The organism is Niabella drilacis, assembly GCF_900101395.1.
GTDB lineage: Bacteria > Bacteroidota > Bacteroidia > Chitinophagales > Chitinophagaceae > Niabella > Niabella drilacis.
Genome location: NZ_FMZO01000012.1, coordinates 1 through 19,894, shown reverse-complemented (window position 1 = coordinate 19,894; position 19,894 = coordinate 1). Strand labels below are relative to the sequence as shown.

The window sequence follows — 19,894 nt, the reverse complement described above, 5'->3', positions numbered from 1 at the left end:
GTTATTTTACAGACGGCCGGCATGAAGTCTTCAAATGGAAGAAGACCGGCCTCAACCGGTATCTTATTTTCTCAGGATCTTATCCATTGTCTTTCCCTTTGCCAGCTCATCAATCAGTTTATCGAGGTAGCGGACCTTTTGCATCAGCGGATCTTCTATTTCCTCCACCCGGTAACCGCAGATGACGCCGGTGATCTTTGATACGTTCGGATTTAATTGCGGGGCTTCGGCAAAAAAAGTTTCAATATTGGTTTTGCTGTCGATCTGGTGTTGCAATGTTTTGAGGTCGTACCCGGTCAGCCAGCAAATCACCGTATCCACTTCTTCTTTTGTACGGCCCTTTTTCTCCGCTTTCTGAATGTAATGCGGATAAACACCGGCAAACGACATTTTATAAACCCGGGCATTGTTTGCATTGTTCATATCAGCGCATATTAATGATTACGATTGGGTTGGCAACAGCCGCATTCAACCAGCGGCTCAAAGTTACATAAATAATACAAGTTCACAGGGAGCGGACTAAAACGATCTGCCGGAGGACGGCCGCCCACTGCATCATAACCAATGGTGATACGGGCTATATGGACTTCATTAAATGGCAATAAATTGTTAAAACGGGAAGGAATGCCTGCTCAAGGGCCATATAAATGAAATGCCTGCTTCAACAGGAGGTCTTATTTCCTTATATTGCCGGGAAGTATTGAATGAAAATTAAACCTGTTATAAAATGAAATGTCCGAATTGTAATGAAACCCTGCTGATGACCGAGCGGCATATGGTGGAAATTGATTATTGCCCGAACTGCCGGGGTGTATGGCTGGACAGGGGTGAGCTTGATAAGCTATTGCAGTTTGCCTCTGATCAGAAAAGTGCAGCGGGGTCTTCAACAAAAGAGAAAGATTATAATGAACCCCGAACTGACCGCTATGGCGATCACCAGCAGGGAAAAAAATATGATCAGCCGTACCCACGCAAGAAAAAATCATTTCTGTCGGATTTTTTTGACTTCGATTAGACATAAGCGATTGTTATACCGGCTGTATGTTTGATATAAACCGTTCCGCTTTGCCTGTTCCCCCGGAAAAGCAATTTTTAGAAAGGCATTTACTTTAAATACCGGCCCGCATTTATTGTATCCAATTGTATACATAGCTGGCTATCTTCTCCCGGTTTTTGTCGCCACAGATAAAATGCCCCCTGTTTTCAAAGCGTTTAAATTCCTTTATGCTGTCGGCGTCTTTATAGGCTTTGAAATTCTTTTTGTTCAGACCGTGGGGAATGATAGGGTCTTTTTCCCCGGCAATAAACAGTAAAGGGACGTGTGGCTTTTTGAAATCGGTCTTTGCAAATTGTTTAACGGTGCCTCCCGGGATTCGGGTACGGCAAACGCATCAAAGGTATTGGTGCACTACGTGGCAGGATACATTCCAGATTGTCAGGGCAAACGAATCTGATTTCAGCATTGTTCAGCTCCGGAGGAGCAGCGTGTTTATAGCAATGTGCTGTTTTGATCAACCCGGCTCCTTCGGAGCCGCGTGTTTGTTTGGCCTGAAATTTTACGCGGCTCCTGCAGGAGCCGGGGTTCCCTCTTGAATACCTTGCTATAAACATGAGGCACTCACAGTGCCTGCAAATGCTTCCGGTGCGCTCTTTTCACCCAATTTAGATGCGTTTGCCCTGTCCAAATTGTCGCTGTCCTGCTGGGTTTATTTCAGCATCCATGCATATTGCCGTTCAACAGACCCTGAAACAGGCTCCGGGCTGACATTGCGTTTATGGGCGTGCAACAATCCGGAATGCACGCTGCGGGAAGGCTGGAATACCGTTTAAAAACGTATCCGTTGTCTAAAAACCTTCCATATAAAAAACATTAAACCGGTGCCCATCCGGATCGGCAAAAACAAAACCATAATAATCGTTACCAAATGTTTCGGGAGCTGAAACAAGTTTGCCGCCTGCCTGTGTTACTTCTTTTGCCCATGCATTTACCTGGTCCCTGCTTTTTGCGGAAAGCGTGAATATGATCTCGTTTGCGGCATGACCATCCGTTATTTCGCCCTTCATGGCCGGTTTGAGCACATCCTTTAAGAAAAAATGAAGCACAAAACGCCCTTCGCCTGCAAGAAAACTTGTCAGCTCATTGTTAGGAGCACCATTGGGTTTAAAGCCCAGCTCCGTGTAAAATTTTGTGGTTCGCTCCAGGTCTTCCACGGCCAGATTGGCCCATATCATTTTTGGATCCATCAGTTTGATTTTTTTATGAAATTGGCCGGCAGCCCAGGGCCCCCGCAATCCATCATGATTATTAGCAAATTACTTTTACAAAGCTACTGAACGGCAGGCACCGCTTTGCAGTGCAAACGCGGCATTTGAGCGGGGGATTTGAGACAGATCCAGGCCAGCGATACGTAAGCAGGTGGTATAGTTCAACGATGAAAGAAATACCGCAGGACCAGGAACAGGAGGTATGCATACAAGGCTGCCACGGTATAGTAAACGGGAACGATCTCCCGCTTTAGCTTTTTTATGCGCTCTTCCAGTTTGTTAAACATATTGCTTTTTTATATTGCCACTGAAACACCGGATTTTTCCCCGCATCCATAGCCGCGGCGGAGCAGAAACTCAAGGTATTCCTTGTGTCAGCGCTGTTGTGACAACCATAACCGGCAGAGAGGCACTGATTTTTTTTGATACGCAACAAAAAAATCTCAGTGTTTCTGAGCCTCAGCAGCCTTTACCCCGGGAGGTTAAAAAAACCAGTGTTGGAGCACCTTAGCGGCAAGTTATAGCTTAATCGATCTTTTCAAAAGCTGTGAACGGATGTTTGGGCTCGTAGTAGTTCCAGATGATATGGGCCAGCTTACGTGTTAATATCTCCGCTTCATTATCATCCGTCCAGCTTTGATCTTTATTATTCTTAGTGAGGATGCAAAAAACAATATCGCCACCGGGGGCGTTGACCAGCACCACTTCACCACGGGCATCGTCTACCGAACCGGTCTTGCAGATGGTGTTTACTGTTGCGGGTATCTGTGATAAAGAGCGGCCATTATAAAACTGGTTCTTTAAATACCGGTACATTTTATCGGAATACCGGGCGTTAACTACCTTGCCCTGGCGGATCAGCGTAAACAATTGGGCCATTTCCTTCGGCGTGGTTTGTCCCCAGCCGTATTTTTTCCATATATCCTGCCGGCCTGTAGTGCGGGAATTCACTTTTGTATTGGTCAGTCCCAGCTGATCCATTATGGTATTGATCGCCACACCGCCGCCCGCCAGTTCCTGCAGCCAGATGGAAGCCACATTATCGCTGTAGGTGAGCATCAGGGAGATCATGGTAGAAAGATCCGTGCGGGCGCTGTCTTTATAAAACTGCATCAACCCGGAACCTCCATATTCCCGCTTTGCATCATACACAAATTCCTGCGACAACTTCAGCTCGCTTTTTGCAATCTTATTAAATACACCTGCCAGGATGGGCACTTTCACAATACTGGCGGTAGGAAATACCGTATCTGCATTTAGGGCTACCGACTTGTTTTTTTTCAAATGGTGCACGTACACACCAATATCTCCGTGAAAGTCGCTGACCGCCTTTTCAATAAGTACTTTTAATTTTTTATCTTCTTTTTGGGCGTTGCCTGATGTGTATATAAAAAGCAGGCTTGCAAACAGGACGTATTTTGACATGGAAACAGCTTTTGGCAAATATATGAAAAGCCGCCTGGTGTATTTCGTTTTAATAGCATGGGCGGTGTAGCATTTATATCCCGGCGCGTACAGGCATGCGACCTGTTTAACCTGGATCGCACCCCTTTGTAGCTTTCGTATGACGAAGCAGCTCCGGCGATGCGTAAGGAAAGAGGCCAATAAAAAAGATGATCGCTGAACTGCAGCCCTGGCCTGCCTTATGACCGTGGTGCTGCATCCAGGTGCTGTACGATGGCCAGCGACTTAATACGCTGTATCACGGAAAGGAAGTCCCGCATCCAGGAAGCAGACAGGTAATTGAATAATTTGATCTCATGAAGAAAATAGAGATCGGTATTGGTAATCGTTGAAACGGTATGCCCGGAGTATACTTTTAACAGCAGGTTGACCAGTCCGCGGGTGATGCTATGTTCACTGTCCGCCTTAAAAAAGATCCGGCCATCTTCTTTATAAGCCGTTACCCATACTTTCCTGCTGCAGCCGGTTACCAGGTTGCGGTCATTTTTGTCCTCAGGGTCCATCGGTTGAGAGCCATTGGATATTTTTTTTAAATGCCTGAAATAAGAAAACTTGTTAACCGCGGTGGCCAGGTTTTCAAATTCGGCGATTATTTTGTCCTGCATCCTGTTTATATCCATACGAGAGGTAGTTTAGTGATATAGATAATATGTTTGGCTATACGTAAAACGTTGAAACCGTCCAAAATAGTATATGTGTGCAAAAAAATTACTAATTGTAATAAAACTGATTGGATATGAATGAGTTCGAAATTGATTACCTTTGTGGATAAACGAAGGATATGGACTATAAATGTACCCTGGACAACACGGACAGCTTCCTGGACCAGCTGAAAGCATGCAAGGAACAACATCAGAAAGTATCCGTTTTATCTGATCTTGGAGGCTGGGAGCGGGCGGAAGGAATGATCCGGGAAATTGTTCATAGGGAAAGTGCCGATTACCTGGTACTGGATAACGGAAGCATCCTTGATATTGCGAAGATCGTTGCAGTGAACGGGGTCTTCAAAACCGATTGTTCCTGCTAAGCAAACGGATATATGGGAAACGACCAGGTTTGTTGAAAAAAAATCAACAGAAAGGGATATTATTAGAATTTGATTAAAGCTTTTAGCAAGGTGCGGCGTTCTTATTAATTTTGCACTTCATTTATTAAAATCAGTTTTCAGAATGGAAAGAGTCTACAATTTTTCGGCCGGGCCCTGTGCATTACCGGAACCGGTGTTATTAAAAGCGCAAAAGGAGTTATTGAACTATAACAATACCGGGATGTCCGTAATGGAAATGAGTCACCGATCGAAGGATTATATGGCCATTATCGAGTCCACAGAGCAATTGTTCCGGGAGCTGATGCAGGTACCGGATAACTATAAGGTGTTGTTCCTGCAGGGAGGGGCCTCAAGCCAGTTTGCCATGGTGCCGCTGAACCTGATGAGCCGGAATAAGAAGGCTGATTATGTCAATACAGGGGTATGGTCCGATAAAGCGATCAAAGAAGCTTCCCGTTATGGAAGCGTAAAGGTAGTGGCCAGCTCCAAAGATCAGACGTTCAACTATATTCCGAAACTGGATCCGGCTTCTTTTACGCCGGATGCTGATTATTTTCATATTACCACCAATAATACCATTTACGGAACCCGGTTCAACGAATTGCCGGATACCGGCAGTGTAACGCTGGTAGGGGATATGTCTTCCGACATCCTGTCTAAATACTACGACGTACGAAAGTTTGGATTGATCTACGCCGGCGCACAGAAGAATATGGGCGCAGCGGGGGTTTGCGTGGTCGTTGTGCGGGAAGACCTTTTAGGCAATGCCCTGGAGTTTACGCCATCCATGATGAATTATAAGAACCATGCGGATAACGGATCGATGTTCAATACACCTCCCACATATGGTATTTATATCTGCAAGCTGGTTTATGAATGGCTGAAGGAGCAGGGCGGTGTGGATGCAATAGCAGCAATTAATATTGAAAAGGCAAGAGTGTTATACGAGTTTATCGATAATTCATCATTATTCAGCGGTACTGCTGCAACGGAGGACCGTTCTATTATGAATGTACCCTTTATCACAAAGGATCATGCATTGGATGACCAGTTCTTAAAGGACGCGGCAGCCAGCGGGTTTGTGAACCTGAAGGGCCACCGTACTACCGGCGGCATGCGGGCCAGCATTTATAACGCTACTTCATTGGAGACCGTTCAGAAGCTGGTCGACTTTATGAAACAGTTTGAGCAGGCACACGTATAAACAGGCATTCTGTCCCTATGTTAAAGCCTTTGGAACTACGCCAAAGGCTTTATCTTTACGGCATGTTGCATCCTCTCATCGCCACAGTACGCAGGTACACCGTGTTTCCGGATGCGGAGGCTGAATATTTCCTGTCCCTTTTTTCTGAAAGGAAGTATAAACGGGGAGCTGTTCTGCTGGAAGAAGGACAGATCGCACATGAGGTGTTCTTTATTCTGAAAGGGGCCACCCGGCAATATTTTCTCAACGGGGAAGGGCAGGAGCGTACCTGTAACTTTTCGATGGAGCAGGAGTTTATTACCGACCTGGAAAGCTTTTCCAGGAAATCGAGGGCTGCATCATCTATTGCCGCACTTGAACCCACCAGCTGTATGGTGATTACCTGTACGGACCTGGTAACGGCCCTGGGGAAGTCTCCGGCAACCGCTGAATTTTTCAGGGCGGTGGTGGAAAACGTAGCCGCCGAAAATATCCGTCGTACCAAAGCATTGTTATCGCTTTCGCCGGAAAAACAGTTTAACGACCTGCTCCGCGATAAGCCCCTGTTACTGCAGCGGGTACCCCAGCGCTACATAGCCCAGTACCTGGGCATTGCTCCAGAAAGTTTGAGCCGCATCCGCAAAAGGATGATGAGGCTTCAAAAATCTTAACACAGATCATCGTTGGACCGGCTGGCTCAGGCTAGGTTTGCAGTATAAAACAAACCATCATGCAAACAATTTTGGGCGCCGGCGGCGATATCGGAAAATTGCTGGCCACGGCATTAAGATCGTATACCAACAAAGTGCAACTGGCCGGGCGAAACCCGGAGAAAGTAAAAGGGGATGAGGAGCTCCTGGCAGGAGACCTGCAGGATCCTGCATTGGTGAACGCAGCCGTTAGCGGGAGCACCGTAGCCTACCTGACCGTTGGCCTGCCTTACCAGGCAGCCATATGGGAAAAACAATGGCCGCTGATCATGAGCAACGTGATTGCGGCCTGTGTACAGCATCATTGTAAGCTGGTGTTTTTCGACAACGTGTATAGTTATGCTCAAACGGAAATTCCTTTTATGAATGAAGCCAGCCGCATCGATCCGCCTTCCAGGAAAGGCAGGGTGCGGGCGCAGCTCCTGCGGATGCTTGCAACAGCGGCCGAAACGCAGGGCCTGCAGTATCTGATTGCACGCAGTGCTGATTTTTACGGTCCTGGTGCACGGAACGGGATACTGAACCAGCTGGTGCTGAACAATTTTAAAAAGGGGCGCAGCGCTAACTGGCAAAGCAACGCTCATAAGATACATTCCTTTACCTATACGCCCGATGCCGCAAAGGCCACGGCCCTGCTGGGGAATACTCCGGAGGCCTATGGCCAGGTATGGCACCTGCCTACCTCGGCAGAACAGCTTACCGGAAAGCAGCTGATCGAACTGGCGGCACAGCAAATGCAGGTAAAGCCCCGGTATTTTGTTCTGTCGCCCCTGTTGCTCGCGCTGGGCGGATTGTTTTCCCGCACTATAAATGAGCTTAGAGAAATGCAATACCAGAACAGCCAGGATTATTTTTTTGACAGTTCGAAATTTGTAAAGGCGTTCGGATTTGAGCCCACGGGCTATAGTGATGGGATCCGGCAAACAATGATGGACGGTGCCGTAACGGCCTGATGCCGCGAAAGTACCAAGCTGCCAGGAGGTCCTAAGTGTTTATCCAGGAAACATACGCTAACAGGGCGCATGACGGTTTATTTCAGGCAATGACGTAAAAGAACCGGGCCAATCTCATTGTGCCTCCGCCTCTTTGTGGCAAACACCGGGACGCCTGGATGTAAGGATCTGTTTATTTTTTTGCAGTCTTTTTAGCAGCCGCCTTCTTTTTAGCGGGGGCTTTTTTTGCTGCGGTTTTCTTAGCGGGTTTTGTAAATGCTCCGGGCAGTTCGGCTTCGATCATTTTCTTAACGGTATCCACCTCCAGCTGTGCTACTTCTTCCGGTGTGTATTTGGAACCGTCCTCTTTTCTTCCGAGCTTCACCATTTTTTTCCCAAAACGGATAAACGCACCCCAGCGCCCGTTTTCAAGGGCGATCTTTTCCTCCGGCCATTGCCGGATATAACGGTTGGATTCTTTTTCGATCTTTGTACGGATCAGCTCATCGATATCCTTTTGCGAAAGGTTCTCGAAATCATAACGGCGGGGAACATTGATGAAAAGGTCGTTCCATTTGATATAGGGGCCAAAACGGCCCTTGCCTTTTGTAACCGGCTTTTCTTCAAAGTGGGCGATAGGAGCATCTGCCACCTGCTTTTCGGTAATCAGGGCTATGGCGCGTTCCATATTTACCGATAAAGGATCTTCGGTGCGGGGAATGGAGATAAAATCTTCTCCCCATTTAACATAGGGACCAAAACGCCCTACATTTACAGACACCTCCTTTCCCTCATAAGTGCCCAGCGTTACCGGCAGCTTAAAGAGGTCCATAGCTTCATCGAAGGTGATCGTTTCAATACTTTGTCCTTTCCGCAGTGTTGCAAAGCGGGGTTTTTCTTCATCGTCGGCGTTCCCGATCTGGATCATCGGGCCAAAGCGGCCCATACGGGCAATGACCGGTTTGCCCGTAGCCGGCTCGGTTCCCAGCTCCCGTTCTCCTTTGATACGTTCTGCCGTTTCAATCGTATTGTCTACGTCTTCCTTAAAAGGATGGTAAAAATTATCAATAAGTTTGTTCCAGCGAAGCTTTCCGTTAGCGATCTCGTCAAACTCTTCTTCAATTTTGGCCGTAAAGCCATAATCCATGATATCCTCGAAGTATTGCTTCAGGAAATCTGTTACCACCAGTCCCAGGTCGGTGGGGAAGAGTTTTGATTTTTCAGCACCCGTGATCTCCGTATTTTCCTTTTTGGTAAGCTGGTTTTCTTTTAAGATTATCGTACGGTATTTGCGTTCGATGCCCTCTTTGTCGCGCTTTTCAACGTACTCCCGTTTCAGGATGGTTGAAATGGTAGGCGCATAGGTAGAGGGACGCCCGATGCCCAGCTCCTCCAGTTTTTTTACGAGGGATGCTTCCGTATAACGGGGAGAGGGGCGGGTGAATTTTTCGGTGCCCGTCATTTCCACCAGCGGCAGGTGCTGCCCGATGGTCAGCGGGGGCAGCATGCCCTCCTGTACCTCGTCTTCCTGGATATCCTCATCATCCCTGTCTTCCCGGTAGAGCTTCAGGAACCCGTCAAATTTTACTACTTCCCCGGTTGCGGACAGTTCTTCTTTATTGGTCGATATTTCTATTCTGGCGGTTGTTTTCTCCAGCTGTGCATCGGCCATCTGGCAGGCCATCGTGCGCTTCCAGATGAGATCATATAACCGTTTCCAGTCTGCATTTTCAACGGTTGTATTGCTCATGTAGGTGGGGCGGATGGCTTCGTGCGCTTCCTGTGCACTCTCGTTCCTGTTCTTAAAACGGCGGAACTGGTGGTACGCCTCGCCATACATGCTTTTAATGGTATTGGTAAGGTCGCCAAGCGCCGTATTGCTCAGGTTCACGCTATCCGTACGCATATAGGTAATATGCCCGTTCTCATAGAGCTGCTGGGCGAGCTGCATGGTACGGCTTACACTGTAGCCGAATTTCCGGCTGGCCTCCTGCTGCAGTGTGGAGGTGGTAAACGGAGGGGCAGGGCTGCGTTTCCCCGGCTTTACCTGTATGTCTTTAACGGTATAATCCGCATTCAGGCAGGATTGGAGGAATGTTTCGGCGTCTGCGGCTGTATTGAACTTTGCACCCTCTGCCTTAAAGGATATTTTTTTGCCATGGATATCCGTTGCGGTAAAAATGGCAACGATCTTAAAACTGCTTTGTGCTTCAAATGCATTGATCTCCCGTTCTCTTTCGGCGATCAGGCGCACCGCAACACTCTGAACCCTTCCGGCGCTCAGGTTGTTCTTAACACTTATTTTCCTCCAGAGGACGGGGCTCAGTTCAAACCCAACAATACGGTCCAGTATCCTGCGGGCCTGCTGGGCATCTACCAGGTGCATGTCCACATGACGGGGAGCTGCCACGGCCTGCTGGATAGCGGGTTTGGTAATTTCATTAAAAACGATGCGTTTGGTGGTCCGGGGATCCAGGCCTAAAACCTCGCATAAATGCCAGCTGATGGCTTCCCCCTCACGGTCCTCATCCGTTGCCAGCCATACTTCTTCGCTTTTTGAGGCCAGGTTTTTCAGCTCGCGCACCACTTTCTCTTTTCCTTCCGACACTACATAGCGCGGGTGGAATTGTTTTTCGATATCGATGCCCATTCCTGCTTTTTCAAGATCACGGATGTGGCCGAAACTGCTTTTTACCTGAAAGTCCTTGCCCAAAAACTTCTCAATGGTCTTTGCCTTTGCAGGGCTCTCAACGATCAATAAATTCTTCGCCATAATGTTATCTGAACAACGCGTTTATTACCAAATTTTGGGCAAGATTAGAATTTTTTTTTTAAATCGCTCTAATTTTTACCCCCTGGCAAAGATCGTTCTTTCGTTCTGATTTCTGTTTTCCATAGAATTATGGCATTATTAAGAGCCTGTGATACCTTCCCCACCGGGGGCGGCAGAGGACGGCGCTGTTTTACAAAACAGCGAATGACCGGTTGTTGGCGGCCTCTAAAGAAAAGCGGCGACCTCCTTTAAAACGGCGGTATCCCGGTAAATTTTACTGTGGCCCAGCCCCCTGGTAAAAATGAACCGGATGTTGGGGGGCGCCAGGCGCTGTATTTCGAGTGCTTCCTGTATGGGGGTGATCCGGTCCTCCTGGTCGTGGATCCAAAGGATCGCGCCGTTAAGGGCGGGTAAACACCTTCTGATCGTAAACCAGCCCAGGTCCTTCCCCGAAAGCCGGATCACATTATTGTAGAAATGCCGGTGCACTTCCGGGTCGGTGATCTCCATCTGCTTTAAAAAGGTTGCAGCCAGACCAACCGTGTCGGAAGCGGGTGCAAATAAAACAATTTTTACAGGCCCCGGCTGTGGCAGCTCCGAAACGGCCAGTGTTACAGCAAGGCCACCAAAAGAGTGTCCGATGTATGCATCGAAGGGCCCATACAGGTGGGCAAGCACGGATACCAATTGGGTATAGTCAATGGCGTTGATCTGTTTACCGCTGCTTAACCCGTGGGCCGGCGCATCAAAGGCAACCACTTCGTAGCCCTTTTCGATCAGCAGGGGCACCAGGTGCTCAAAACGCTGGGTGTGTGAGCGGAAGCCATGCGCGATCAGGAGCTTTCGCCCGGCGCCCTTGTTCCATTGATAGCCCTTTAAATGATACTGCCCGAATTGCAGGGACAGCTGCCCGGCTGATCGCAAAAGGGGGGTAAGCGTATAATTCCCCTTGCCAATCGGGGTGCAGAAGATCCTGAAAGCGGTATCGCCGGCCCGCTTTTTGGAGATGAGCGCCAGCGCCCGGATCCGGGCTTTGTAAAGTTCCTTTATAAAATTTTGTAATTTCATCCGTAATTTTTTTAAAGGTATCTATATTATGAACATTGTTATACTCGGATCGGGGAATGTGGCCGCTGTACTGGGAAGAAAACTGCGGGATGCGGGTCATGAGATCCTGCAGGTTTATGGACGCAACGCCAGCGCAGCCTCCGAACTGGCCTATGAGTGGAATACGGAATCGACCAATTATACCAGCCTTATATCCAGGGCGGGGGATGTTTACCTGGTTGCAGTAAGCGATGCGGCTATCGCTCCGCTGGCTGCGGACCTGAGGCTGAACGGTAAAGTGGTCGTACATACGGCGGCTGCTGTGCCCATGGAGGTTTTAAAAGAGGTAACAGACAACTACGGGGTCTTTTACCCGCTGCAGAGTATGCGTAAGCAGCAGGAAAAGCTGCCGGAGCTTAGCATCTATACCGAGGCTTCTAACGAGCCTACCCAAAAAGTGCTGGATCAGCTGGCCGCTTCCGTTACCGGGAAGCCGGCTCATGCGGCCAACCTGGATAAACGGGCCCGGCTTCATGTAGCGGCGGTTTTTGCCAGTAATTTTACCAATTACCTGTTTGACCTTGCAGCGTCGTTCTGCAGCACAGAGGGCATCGATTTTCAGGAACTGCTGCCCCTGATCCGCAACACCGTGGACCGGCTGGAACATGAATTGCCTTCCCGGATGCAGACGGGACCTGCGATCCGGGGCGATATGGATACCATCGGGCGGCACCGGGAGCTCTTAAAAGCCTATCCCGAGCATCTTGCAGTATATAATTTCCTTACGGAAGCGCTGATGAAACATTAGGTTCACGAACAATACCGGATGTAATACGCTAAAGGGAAACCCTGGCTGCTGCCTGCTGATAGCCGGCACCTGAAAACTCAACACCGAAAACCCCGTGATTCGGCTGAATCCGATACATTTGCATCAGCTTTAATAAAACAACAATAGCATGAATCTGTTGCAGCGGTTCCAGAAAATAAGGACGTTTATTTTTGATGTGGATGGGGTGCTTACAAACGGCGACCTGCTGGTGCTGGAAAGCGGCGAAATGGCCCGTGTTATGAATGTAAAAGACGGGTATGCATTGCAGCTGGCGCTCAAACTGGATTATGAGATCATCGTGGTTTCGGGATCTGCGCCTTCTGCAGTACAGCAACGTCTTAATAGGCTGGGCATCCGGGAAGTTTATTTTGCCGTAAAGGATAAAAAAGCCTTTATCGGTCAACTGATGGAGCAAAAACAACTGCGGGCGGAAGCTGTTTTGTTTATGGGAGACGATCTCCCGGATCTGCCGGTTTTTGACATCGTAGGCCTGTCTGCCTGCCCCGCAGACGCGGTTGGTGAAGTACAGCAAAGAGTACGGTTTATCTCCGGCTCCGGCGGTGGCCGCGGCTGTGTACGTGAAGTGATTGAAAAAGTATTACGCAGCAACGGTCATTGGGGAACGGATTCCCGGATCGCTTCCACTTAAATTTTAAAAGACCCGGATGAAGATAGCGGCATTTTTCAGATTGGTACGTTACCCTAACCTGATCTTTATTGCCTTAACCCAGGCAATGTTCCAGTATTGCATTTATGATCCCATTTACGGGGGACAGGTGCCCCGGAATGACCTGTTCCAGTTTATCCTGCTTGTGCTTGCTTCGGTGTTCATTGCTGCGGGCGGCAATATCATCAATGATTATTTCGATATGAATATCGACCGGATCAATAAGCCGCAGAAAATGATCATTGGCAAATATATTAACCGGAGGTGGGCCCTGGTATGGCACCTGTTGCTGAGTGTGCTGGGCATCGTGTTAACCGCCATCGCTGTAAACCCCTTCTCGCGGTGGTACCTGGTGGTGGCCAATATCTTATGTGTGTTGCTGCTTTGGTTCTATTCCGTAAAGTTCAAAAAAGAGATCCTGATCGGCAATATTGTGATCTCCCTGTTAACCGCCTGGACGATCATGATCATCTTTCTTTCCAAATTTTCATTTTCAGATGCTTTTGGGAATGGACAGGTTAACCAGCTGAAACTTTTTCGTTTTGCGGTGCTGTATGCCGGTTTTGCCTTTATGATCTCGCTGGTAAGGGAGGCCATCAAGGATATGGAGGATATTGCCGGCGATCAGAAGTACGGGTGCAACACGATGCCGATCGCATGGGGGGTAAACGCTACCAAGGTATATATTGCCGTTTGGCTTACCTTATTGATGGCGCTTTTGCTGGTAGTGCAGTTTTACATCCTTCAGCTGGGCTGGTGGCCGGGAGTGGTTTACTGCGTGGCGCTGATCATTATCCCTGCAGCTTATCTTTTCCGGAAACTGATACCGGCCCATACCCCGGAAGCGTATCACTACCTGAGTTCGGTAACCAAAGGTATAATGCTGACAGGTATTTTGTCGATGGGTATTTTTTATTTTTATCTGTAATTTTTATGACCGCCAACCGCATTGTCCTGGCCTCTTCCTCTCCGCGCCGTAAACAGATACTGGAATGGGCAGATGTTCCGTTTGATATCCTTACACGGGAAATTGACGAAAGCTTTAACCCGGAGCTGGATCTGCGTGCAGCTGTTGCCGACGTAGCCCTCAGAAAGGCACATGCGGTTATAGGCGAAGTTGAACAGGGAAGGATCGTTCTGGCTGCCGATACCGTGGTGGCGCTGAACGACTGGGTGATCGGTAAGCCCAAAAGCAGGGAGGAGGCCATTCATATGCTGACCCGGCTGCAGGATGCCACGCACCAGGTAATTACCGGGGTAGCCCTGGTAAAAGACCAGCAGCAGATCCTTTTTTCCGATGTAACGGAAGTAACGTTTTACCCTCTTACACCCCGGCAGATCGTCTATTACATCGACCGCTATCAGCCCTTTGATAAAGCCGGGTCCTATGCGATCCAGGAATGGATCGGGGTTACGGGCATCAAAAACATCAACGGCGATTTTTACAACGTAATGGGGTTGCCGGTGAGCAGAATCTTACAGGAAATCCGTAAATTGCGGTACCGGCTCGCCGGAGATGACTGAGTTTTTGCTTAACCCGAAAAACAGCAACCTATGAACGAACAGCTACTCCAGTACATTTGGCAGTTCCAGTATTTTAATACCCGGTCTTTAGCAACCACAGAAGGGATACCCGTACAGGTCCTGAATGTAGGCATGCTCAACCGTAACCAGGGACCGGATTTTGAGCATGCCCGTATCCGCATTGACAATACTTTATGGGCGGGCTCTGTAGAATTGCATCTGAAGACCTCTGACTGGAACCGCCATCTTCATCAATATGACCGTAATTACAGGAAAGTGATCCTGCACGTTGTATATGAAGACGATGATCCTGCGCCCGGATCGCTTCCCGTGCTGGAGCTCAAAACACGGGTGTCGGGAAGCCTGCTAAGCCGGTATGCAGAGCTGTGCAATGCCCGGTCCTTTATCCCCTGTGAAAAGCTGATCGCCACCGTTCCGGAGATCACACTCAGTGTCTGGAAAAGCCGCCTGGTGGCAGAGCGTCTCATCCGCAAGGGCGGGATAGTGGAGGATTATCTTGAGGCCAACCACCGGCATTGGGAAGAAAGTTTCTGGTGGCTGCTGGCAAAGAATTTTGGGCTGCCCGTTAATGGCGATGCGTTTGAAGCGATTGCCAGGAGCATCCCCCTCCGGCTACTGGCAAAACATAAACTGCAGATACAGCAACTGGAAGCCTTACTGCTGGGGCAGGGAGGACTGCTCAATGACATTTTTGAAGATCCTTATCCATTGCTGCTGCAGCGGGAATACCGGTTTCTTCAAAAAAAATACAACCTGCAGCCGGTAGCCCATGCGGTTCATTTCTTACGCATGCGACCGGGCAGTTTTCCGACCGTACGCCTGGCACAGCTTGCCGCGGTCATTGCATCCGCTACCCACCTGTTCTCAAAGATCATACAGGAAGAATCCCTGGAAAAGGTGCGGGAGTGGTTTAAAGCAGATGCCAATGATTTCTGGCACTATCATTATACGCTTACCGTACAGGGCACACACCGGATAAAGTCGATCGGGGCGTCTATGATCGATAATATTGTGATCAACACCATTGCTCCATTGCTTTTTGCCTACGGGAATGTATACGGACAGTACACGTTAAAGGAAAAAGCCATCCGCTGGCTGGAGGAAACAAAGCCCGAGAAGAACAGCATTACAAAAGGGTTTGAGTGCCTGGGGCTGAGCAACCGGTCGGCCATGGACTCGCAGGCATTTATTGAGCTAAAGACCCGGTATTGCGACGAGCGCAGGTGCCTGTATTGCGCTGCGGGGAACTACCTGCTCAAAAGGGAAAAATAAACTGCCGGGCGCATAAAAAAAGCCGTATCGCAATTGCGATACGGCCCGTTATTCCTTTTCAGAAGGTGTATCCTGCCTTATCAGTAACGTCTCCTGTTATCCCGGTCGTGGGCATAATCCCGGTTGTGAGGATCGTTCCTGTAGCTGTTTTTGTCCTTCCTGTTGTTATTGTTCCGGTAAGCGTAGTCTCTTATTGACACCTGTGTATGATCGTTCCTGTACCGGCTATAACGGTTTTGATGAACAGCGTTATCCCGCCAGGGGTTCCTGTTGTTGATCACTACTTTATAGGTGTTGTAAAGATTGACATTGCCATACTGACGGGGCAGGCTGCGTGTGGTAACCCAGCTTCTGCGGTCCTGGTAAATATAGGTCTTGTTATACACATCATAGTATACATTGATCTCCGGCAGGTAATAATAGCGAGCCTGGTTATAGTTATAGCCATAAGGGCCCCATTGCGGCTGGTTACCAATATTCACACTAATATGTACCTGGGCACTGATGGGTTGTGTAGCGGCCATTCCGCCTGCCAGCATCATTAAAATAAATAACTTTTTCATACTGACCTCCTTTGTTTTTTTGATGAATGTTGTTCTATACTATAGACGAGGTCCTTAAGAAAAGGTCTGCAACACAAGCGTTAATAATTTACTAAGGTTAAACGGAGCGCAGGTTCAGGTAGCGGGCTGTGTTTAATATGCCTGTGTGGCGTTTTTTTAGGGGGTAAGCAGCACCGGTAAAAGGCTTAACCGCACGCCGGTTACAAAGCGAAACAGGCTGCCGGCTGCTGTTTGTTGCGCCCTATAACAGCGCCGCGCTTTGCGGTCCGGTATCTGGTTGACCTCCACGCCAGGGGTGCTGTCCATAACCCGGAACGCTGTTCTCCCGGTCGCATTACTTAAACCAATGTTTGCTACGCTTTTCATTGCTTTTGATTTGTCAAAATGAATAAATGCTTGTTGCCTGTATAAAGTTGGCGCATTTAACCGCCGGTTTATCTTTTTGATCCCTCCTGATCCCTCGTGATCCCTCCTGATCTCAAAACGCATGTTTTCTGTATCGGTTCTGTATCGGTTCTGTATCCTGGCTGCGGTGTTCGTATATCGTTTTTGTATCGGTTTAGGGTAAAAAATGCGGGAATCGGTATTTTTCTCTTCGGAGGGCTCCCTGGTTACCGGCGTCGGACACGGTGAATTGGCAGGAGCATTCCCGTTAGCCGGGCATAACATATTGTTACACGTTGCCGTTGGATCCGTTTAAAAAAGCGAACCCGGCACTAAAAGTAGAAAGCCACTGTTTACGGCTCTGATGGTTTCATCTACTTTGCAGTCAGATCAACTGCAGGATGCAGTGAGCCTTGCTGGAAGCATGACCCTATACCGTATAACTTTTACGTTGCTAATAAACTCAGGAGGTTTGCGCCCAGGCATCCAGCACGTCTACAATGGAAGGGTAGGCCAGCTCCTTATACACGGCGATCTGTACAGGTGCCACCCAGCCGATGTTGGTAATGTCTTCTTCGGTTTGGGGAACCAGTTGTTCGGTAGCGGTTCCTCTCATCTGAAACCAGTGTGACTCCTTGAGGATATGATGAGTGCCCTGTTCATAGGTATGATAGGTAACCAGCAAAGGGGCTCCCAGTTCAAGCTGCGATAGGCCGGTTTCCTCTTTTACTTCCCGTAGGGCACAGGCTTCAATGGTTTCTCCTTCATCCAGTTTTCCTTTGGGCAGGTCCCAGAAGCCACGCCGGTGAATCATCAGTACTTCCCGGCTTTCATTCAATACCAGGCCGCCCCCGGCCCGGATGATCTCAAACTTCCGGAAAAAAGCATTTTTAAGCTGTTCGAAATCCGGGTGCACAAAAATTCCTGTTTTAATTTCCGGGAGGGTCAGTTCCCGCAGCATCGCTTTTACCGAATGCATATCCAGTTCATCGATCAGCACCGTTTCGGGATGGTGCAGCAGCTCCTTTAGATAGTCATTGGGCTGGTCGCAGAGATAAAGTACTTTGTTATGGGTGTGTATTTTAATTTGCATATAATTTCAGATTTATAAAAGATGCACTTAATTTCGCAGCCTAAATTTAGGGAGCTATTATGAACGATGCAAAAGTAGTTGCAGAAAAGTTACTGCAGGTCAATGCGGTTAAATTAAGACCGGAGGCGCCTTTTACCTGGGCCAGCGGCTGGAAGAGCCCGATCTATTGCGATAACCGGAGCGTTCTGTCGTTCCCGTTTGTACGTGATTTTATTAAAAGTGAAATGTGCAACGTTCTGTTTGAGCAGTTCGGTGATGCTGATTGTATTGCCGGGGTAGCCACCGGGGCCATTGCCTGGGGGGCGCTTGCTGCCGATCAGCTAAAGCTGCCGTTCATTTATGTACGGCCCAAACCCAAGGAGCACGGACTGGGCAACCAGGTAGAAGGTTTGTTTGAAAAGGGGCAAAAGATCGCTGTGGTTGAAGACCTGGTGAGCACCGGCAAGAGCAGCCTGCAGGCTGTTGATGCCCTGGAAGCCGCGGGGCTGAATGTTGTAGGGATGGTGTCTATTTTTACCTATGATTTTTCGGTGGCCCAGGCCGCTTTTGCAGCGCGCAATATAAAATATCACCCGCTGACCAGCTATCCCGTACTGCTGGAGCTGGCGCAGGAAAAGGGTATTATAAAAGAAGAAGACGCCGCACTGCTGTTGAAATGGCGCGAAGACCCGGCTAACTGGCAGGGCATTTAAAGTTTAAACTGGCTTAACAGCTCGCTGGAAGCTTTTTTCCCGTTGTACCGCAACGGGAAATTTTTTATAATAGAGCCTTTGCTTAAACGGGCATTGCCGTCGAGCCTGATGGTTACCGAGTCTCTCATGATCAGGTTGAGTGAATTGTTCACCAGCTCCTTCAGGTTCACTTTTAACCGGACAGGAACAGAAAAATCACTCCGGGCAGGGATCTTGACATCTTCATTGAGCAGGAAATCTCCAATATAAATATCCTGGATCCAGGCTTTTCCGCCCGCACTATTGAGCAGGGCGCCCAGTTTATTGGGATTGTTGAAAATAAGGTTCATTTCCATGGTCGTTTCGTTCATCCCGATCTTTCCCATTTTTACCTGGTCTATACCTACAAATTTTATGTCCTGGTACCGCATACAGGAGGACAGGAGGAGGGCCGTAACTGCTATAATAAGAAATTGCTTCATTCAGGAATTGTATTTAATGTGAGAATAAGCGGCAAATTAAGGGCTTTTCAAAAAGCAAAGAAAAATTCGCTGTTAAAAGGCTGGGAAAAGATGCGGGAGCACTACTATTTTCTTTAGTATTTGACCTGAGCATGAGTAAAAGAATAAAGCTAAATATATTAGATTATATAATTTTATACAATTAATTAATCTGCAATATATTATTAAGTATCATAAAATACTTAATAGTATATAATATTGACGCAATTTGCGTGCCAGAATAATGATATTCAATTATGTTTGAATAGTATATAATATAAATTTTAATCTATTGGTTATAATTTACTTATGAAATACATATACTATTTTATATCCCATACAAGAAAGATAGGACAAAAAGCTAATACCAGGTCTTAAGTCAGCGTTTTGCGCTCCATAAAATCGGGCAGGAAATGGGTTGCATGGAGACCTGGTATCCGGAAACATCCGAAGGCCGGAGAATTTGAAAACGTAGAAATATGAAAATGAACCCCGAGACTTCGGGGCAACATCAGGCACACAGGACCAATGTGGAACATTGAACGTTAGCCCGGGAACGCTTCCTTATAATAAGCCGGCATCAAAATTATTTCTTTTCTCGGTCAGTGAGGACACTGACCGTGGCGTGAGCCGTGGTTTGTGTCCTCACCAATGCTATTAAAATAAGAAAAGTCTGTATCCAGGATCGTCCTTCCAGGGAGACAGGCATCTGCGATGGTTGCTACTATTGTAGGTAATGGGCATAGTACAACCATGAGCCTGATCCTTAAGGTTTCTGGCTTTTCTGGCAAAGCGGATCCTGTTTTCAGCAGCTGATTGTGCTTTATTTGTACATGGGACTAAAGCGATTTTTTCGTTTAAACTTGTGGTTTCTGGCAAAAGACCTGTTGGGTACAATAGCTACAATAGAACTTGAGATCTTGCCTGCCAATTCCACTATGATGTTTA

General features: G+C 48.0%; 22 protein-coding genes. 11 read left to right on the top strand and 11 right to left on the bottom strand.

The window, feature by feature from the left end:
• Nucleotides 1-63: 63 nt before the first annotated feature.
• On the bottom strand, nt 64-423 hold the full coding sequence (locus tag BLS44_RS18595) for a DUF2200 domain-containing protein (RefSeq protein WP_090391743.1): 360 nt from the start codon (nt 421-423) through the stop codon (nt 64-66).
• A gap of 304 nt (nt 424-727) precedes the next feature.
• Here BLS44_RS18595 and BLS44_RS18590 point away from each other — a divergent pair, with 304 nt between their 5' ends.
• Nucleotides 728-1,015 carry a TFIIB-type zinc ribbon-containing protein gene (locus tag BLS44_RS18590; protein WP_090391742.1) on the top strand — a complete coding sequence of 96 codons (288 nt, stop codon included), beginning with the start codon at nt 728-730 and terminating at the stop codon, nt 1,013-1,015.
• 830 nt (nt 1,016-1,845) lie between these two features.
• On the opposite strand, the gene BLS44_RS18575 is transcribed toward BLS44_RS18590, so the two are convergent.
• The 4 genes from BLS44_RS18575 to BLS44_RS18560 all read right to left on the bottom strand — a co-directional run bounded on the left by BLS44_RS18575 (nt 1,846) and on the right by BLS44_RS18560 (nt 4,349).
• On the bottom strand, nt 1,846-2,244 hold the full coding sequence (locus BLS44_RS18575) for a VOC family protein (RefSeq protein ID WP_090391842.1): 399 nt from the start codon (nt 2,242-2,244) through the stop codon (nt 1,846-1,848).
• Between the two features lie 182 nt (nt 2,245-2,426).
• Entirely contained in the window at nt 2,427-2,552 is a 126-nt protein-coding gene (locus tag BLS44_RS27035) for a hypothetical protein (RefSeq protein WP_262492865.1), read from the bottom strand.
• Nucleotides 2,553-2,790: 238 nt separating this feature from the next.
• Nucleotides 2,791-3,690 carry a serine hydrolase gene (locus tag BLS44_RS18565; RefSeq protein ID WP_090391738.1) on the bottom strand — a complete coding sequence of 300 codons (900 nt, stop codon included), beginning with the start codon at nt 3,688-3,690 and terminating at the stop codon, nt 2,791-2,793.
• 218 nt (nt 3,691-3,908) lie between these two features.
• Nucleotides 3,909-4,349: a SufE family protein gene (locus BLS44_RS18560; protein WP_090391737.1), complete on the bottom strand. Its 441-nt coding sequence runs from the start codon at nt 4,347-4,349 to the stop codon at nt 3,909-3,911.
• 161 nt (nt 4,350-4,510) lie between these two features.
• On the opposite strand from BLS44_RS18560, the gene BLS44_RS18555 reads away from it, so the two are divergent.
• From BLS44_RS18555 to BLS44_RS18540, 4 genes are all read left to right on the top strand, one after another.
• On the top strand, nt 4,511-4,756 hold the full coding sequence (locus BLS44_RS18555; protein ID WP_090391736.1) for a hypothetical protein: 246 nt from the start codon (nt 4,511-4,513) through the stop codon (nt 4,754-4,756).
• A gap of 142 nt (nt 4,757-4,898) precedes the next feature.
• Entirely contained in the window at nt 4,899-5,981 is a 1,083-nt protein-coding gene (gene serC, locus BLS44_RS18550) for a 3-phosphoserine/phosphohydroxythreonine transaminase (protein WP_090391735.1), read from the top strand.
• A 62-nt stretch (nt 5,982-6,043) separates the two neighbouring features.
• Complete coding sequence (locus BLS44_RS18545; RefSeq protein WP_245729271.1) at nt 6,044-6,631, top strand: Crp/Fnr family transcriptional regulator; 588 nt, start codon at nt 6,044-6,046, stop codon at nt 6,629-6,631.
• A gap of 59 nt (nt 6,632-6,690) precedes the next feature.
• Nucleotides 6,691-7,623, top strand: coding sequence for an NAD-dependent epimerase/dehydratase family protein (locus BLS44_RS18540; protein ID WP_090391733.1), 933 nt, complete (start codon nt 6,691-6,693; stop codon nt 7,621-7,623).
• A 172-nt stretch (nt 7,624-7,795) separates the two neighbouring features.
• Here BLS44_RS18540 and topA read toward each other — a convergent pair whose 3' ends face one another.
• Nucleotides 7,796-10,375 carry a type I DNA topoisomerase gene (gene topA, locus BLS44_RS18535; protein ID WP_090391732.1) on the bottom strand — a complete coding sequence of 860 codons (2,580 nt, stop codon included), beginning with the start codon at nt 10,373-10,375 and terminating at the stop codon, nt 7,796-7,798.
• A gap of 225 nt (nt 10,376-10,600) precedes the next feature.
• Complete coding sequence (locus tag BLS44_RS18530; protein WP_090391731.1) at nt 10,601-11,443, bottom strand: alpha/beta hydrolase; 843 nt, start codon at nt 11,441-11,443, stop codon at nt 10,601-10,603.
• 28 nt (nt 11,444-11,471) lie between these two features.
• Here BLS44_RS18530 and BLS44_RS18525 point away from each other — a divergent pair, with 28 nt between their 5' ends.
• From BLS44_RS18525 to BLS44_RS18505, 5 genes are all read left to right on the top strand, one after another.
• Nucleotides 11,472-12,230 (top strand): Rossmann-like and DUF2520 domain-containing protein, encoded by a 759-nt coding sequence (locus tag BLS44_RS18525; protein ID WP_090391730.1) that lies wholly within the window; start codon nt 11,472-11,474, stop codon nt 12,228-12,230.
• Between the two features lie 148 nt (nt 12,231-12,378).
• Nucleotides 12,379-12,900, top strand: coding sequence for a KdsC family phosphatase (locus BLS44_RS18520; RefSeq protein WP_090391729.1), 522 nt, complete (start codon nt 12,379-12,381; stop codon nt 12,898-12,900).
• 16 nt (nt 12,901-12,916) lie between these two features.
• Entirely contained in the window at nt 12,917-13,846 is a 930-nt protein-coding gene (locus BLS44_RS18515) for a geranylgeranylglycerol-phosphate geranylgeranyltransferase (protein WP_090391728.1), read from the top strand.
• A gap of 5 nt (nt 13,847-13,851) precedes the next feature.
• Entirely contained in the window at nt 13,852-14,442 is a 591-nt protein-coding gene (locus tag BLS44_RS18510; protein WP_090391727.1) for a Maf family protein, read from the top strand.
• 30 nt (nt 14,443-14,472) lie between these two features.
• Nucleotides 14,473-15,735: a DUF2851 family protein gene (locus tag BLS44_RS18505; protein WP_090391726.1), complete on the top strand. Its 1,263-nt coding sequence runs from the start codon at nt 14,473-14,475 to the stop codon at nt 15,733-15,735.
• Between the two features lie 80 nt (nt 15,736-15,815).
• On the opposite strand, the gene BLS44_RS18500 is transcribed toward BLS44_RS18505, so the two are convergent.
• The 3 genes from BLS44_RS18500 to BLS44_RS18490 form a co-directional block, all read right to left on the bottom strand.
• On the bottom strand, nt 15,816-16,298 hold the full coding sequence (locus BLS44_RS18500; protein WP_090391725.1) for a hypothetical protein: 483 nt from the start codon (nt 16,296-16,298) through the stop codon (nt 15,816-15,818).
• A 156-nt stretch (nt 16,299-16,454) separates the two neighbouring features.
• Nucleotides 16,455-16,664 (bottom strand): hypothetical protein, encoded by a 210-nt coding sequence (locus BLS44_RS26305; RefSeq protein WP_143019844.1) that lies wholly within the window; start codon nt 16,662-16,664, stop codon nt 16,455-16,457.
• 481 nt (nt 16,665-17,145) lie between these two features.
• Nucleotides 17,146-17,775: an NUDIX hydrolase gene (locus BLS44_RS18490; RefSeq protein WP_090391723.1), complete on the bottom strand. Its 630-nt coding sequence runs from the start codon at nt 17,773-17,775 to the stop codon at nt 17,146-17,148.
• 59 nt (nt 17,776-17,834) lie between these two features.
• Here BLS44_RS18490 and pyrE point away from each other — a divergent pair, with 59 nt between their 5' ends.
• Entirely contained in the window at nt 17,835-18,467 is a 633-nt protein-coding gene (pyrE, locus tag BLS44_RS18485; RefSeq protein ID WP_090391722.1) for an orotate phosphoribosyltransferase, read from the top strand.
• On the opposite strand, the gene BLS44_RS18480 is transcribed toward pyrE, so the two are convergent.
• Nucleotides 18,464-18,928 (bottom strand): LEA/WHy family protein, encoded by a 465-nt coding sequence (locus tag BLS44_RS18480; RefSeq protein WP_090391721.1) that lies wholly within the window; start codon nt 18,926-18,928, stop codon nt 18,464-18,466. The genes pyrE and BLS44_RS18480 overlap by 4 nt on opposite strands.
• Between the last annotated feature and the right edge of the window lie 966 nt (nt 18,929-19,894).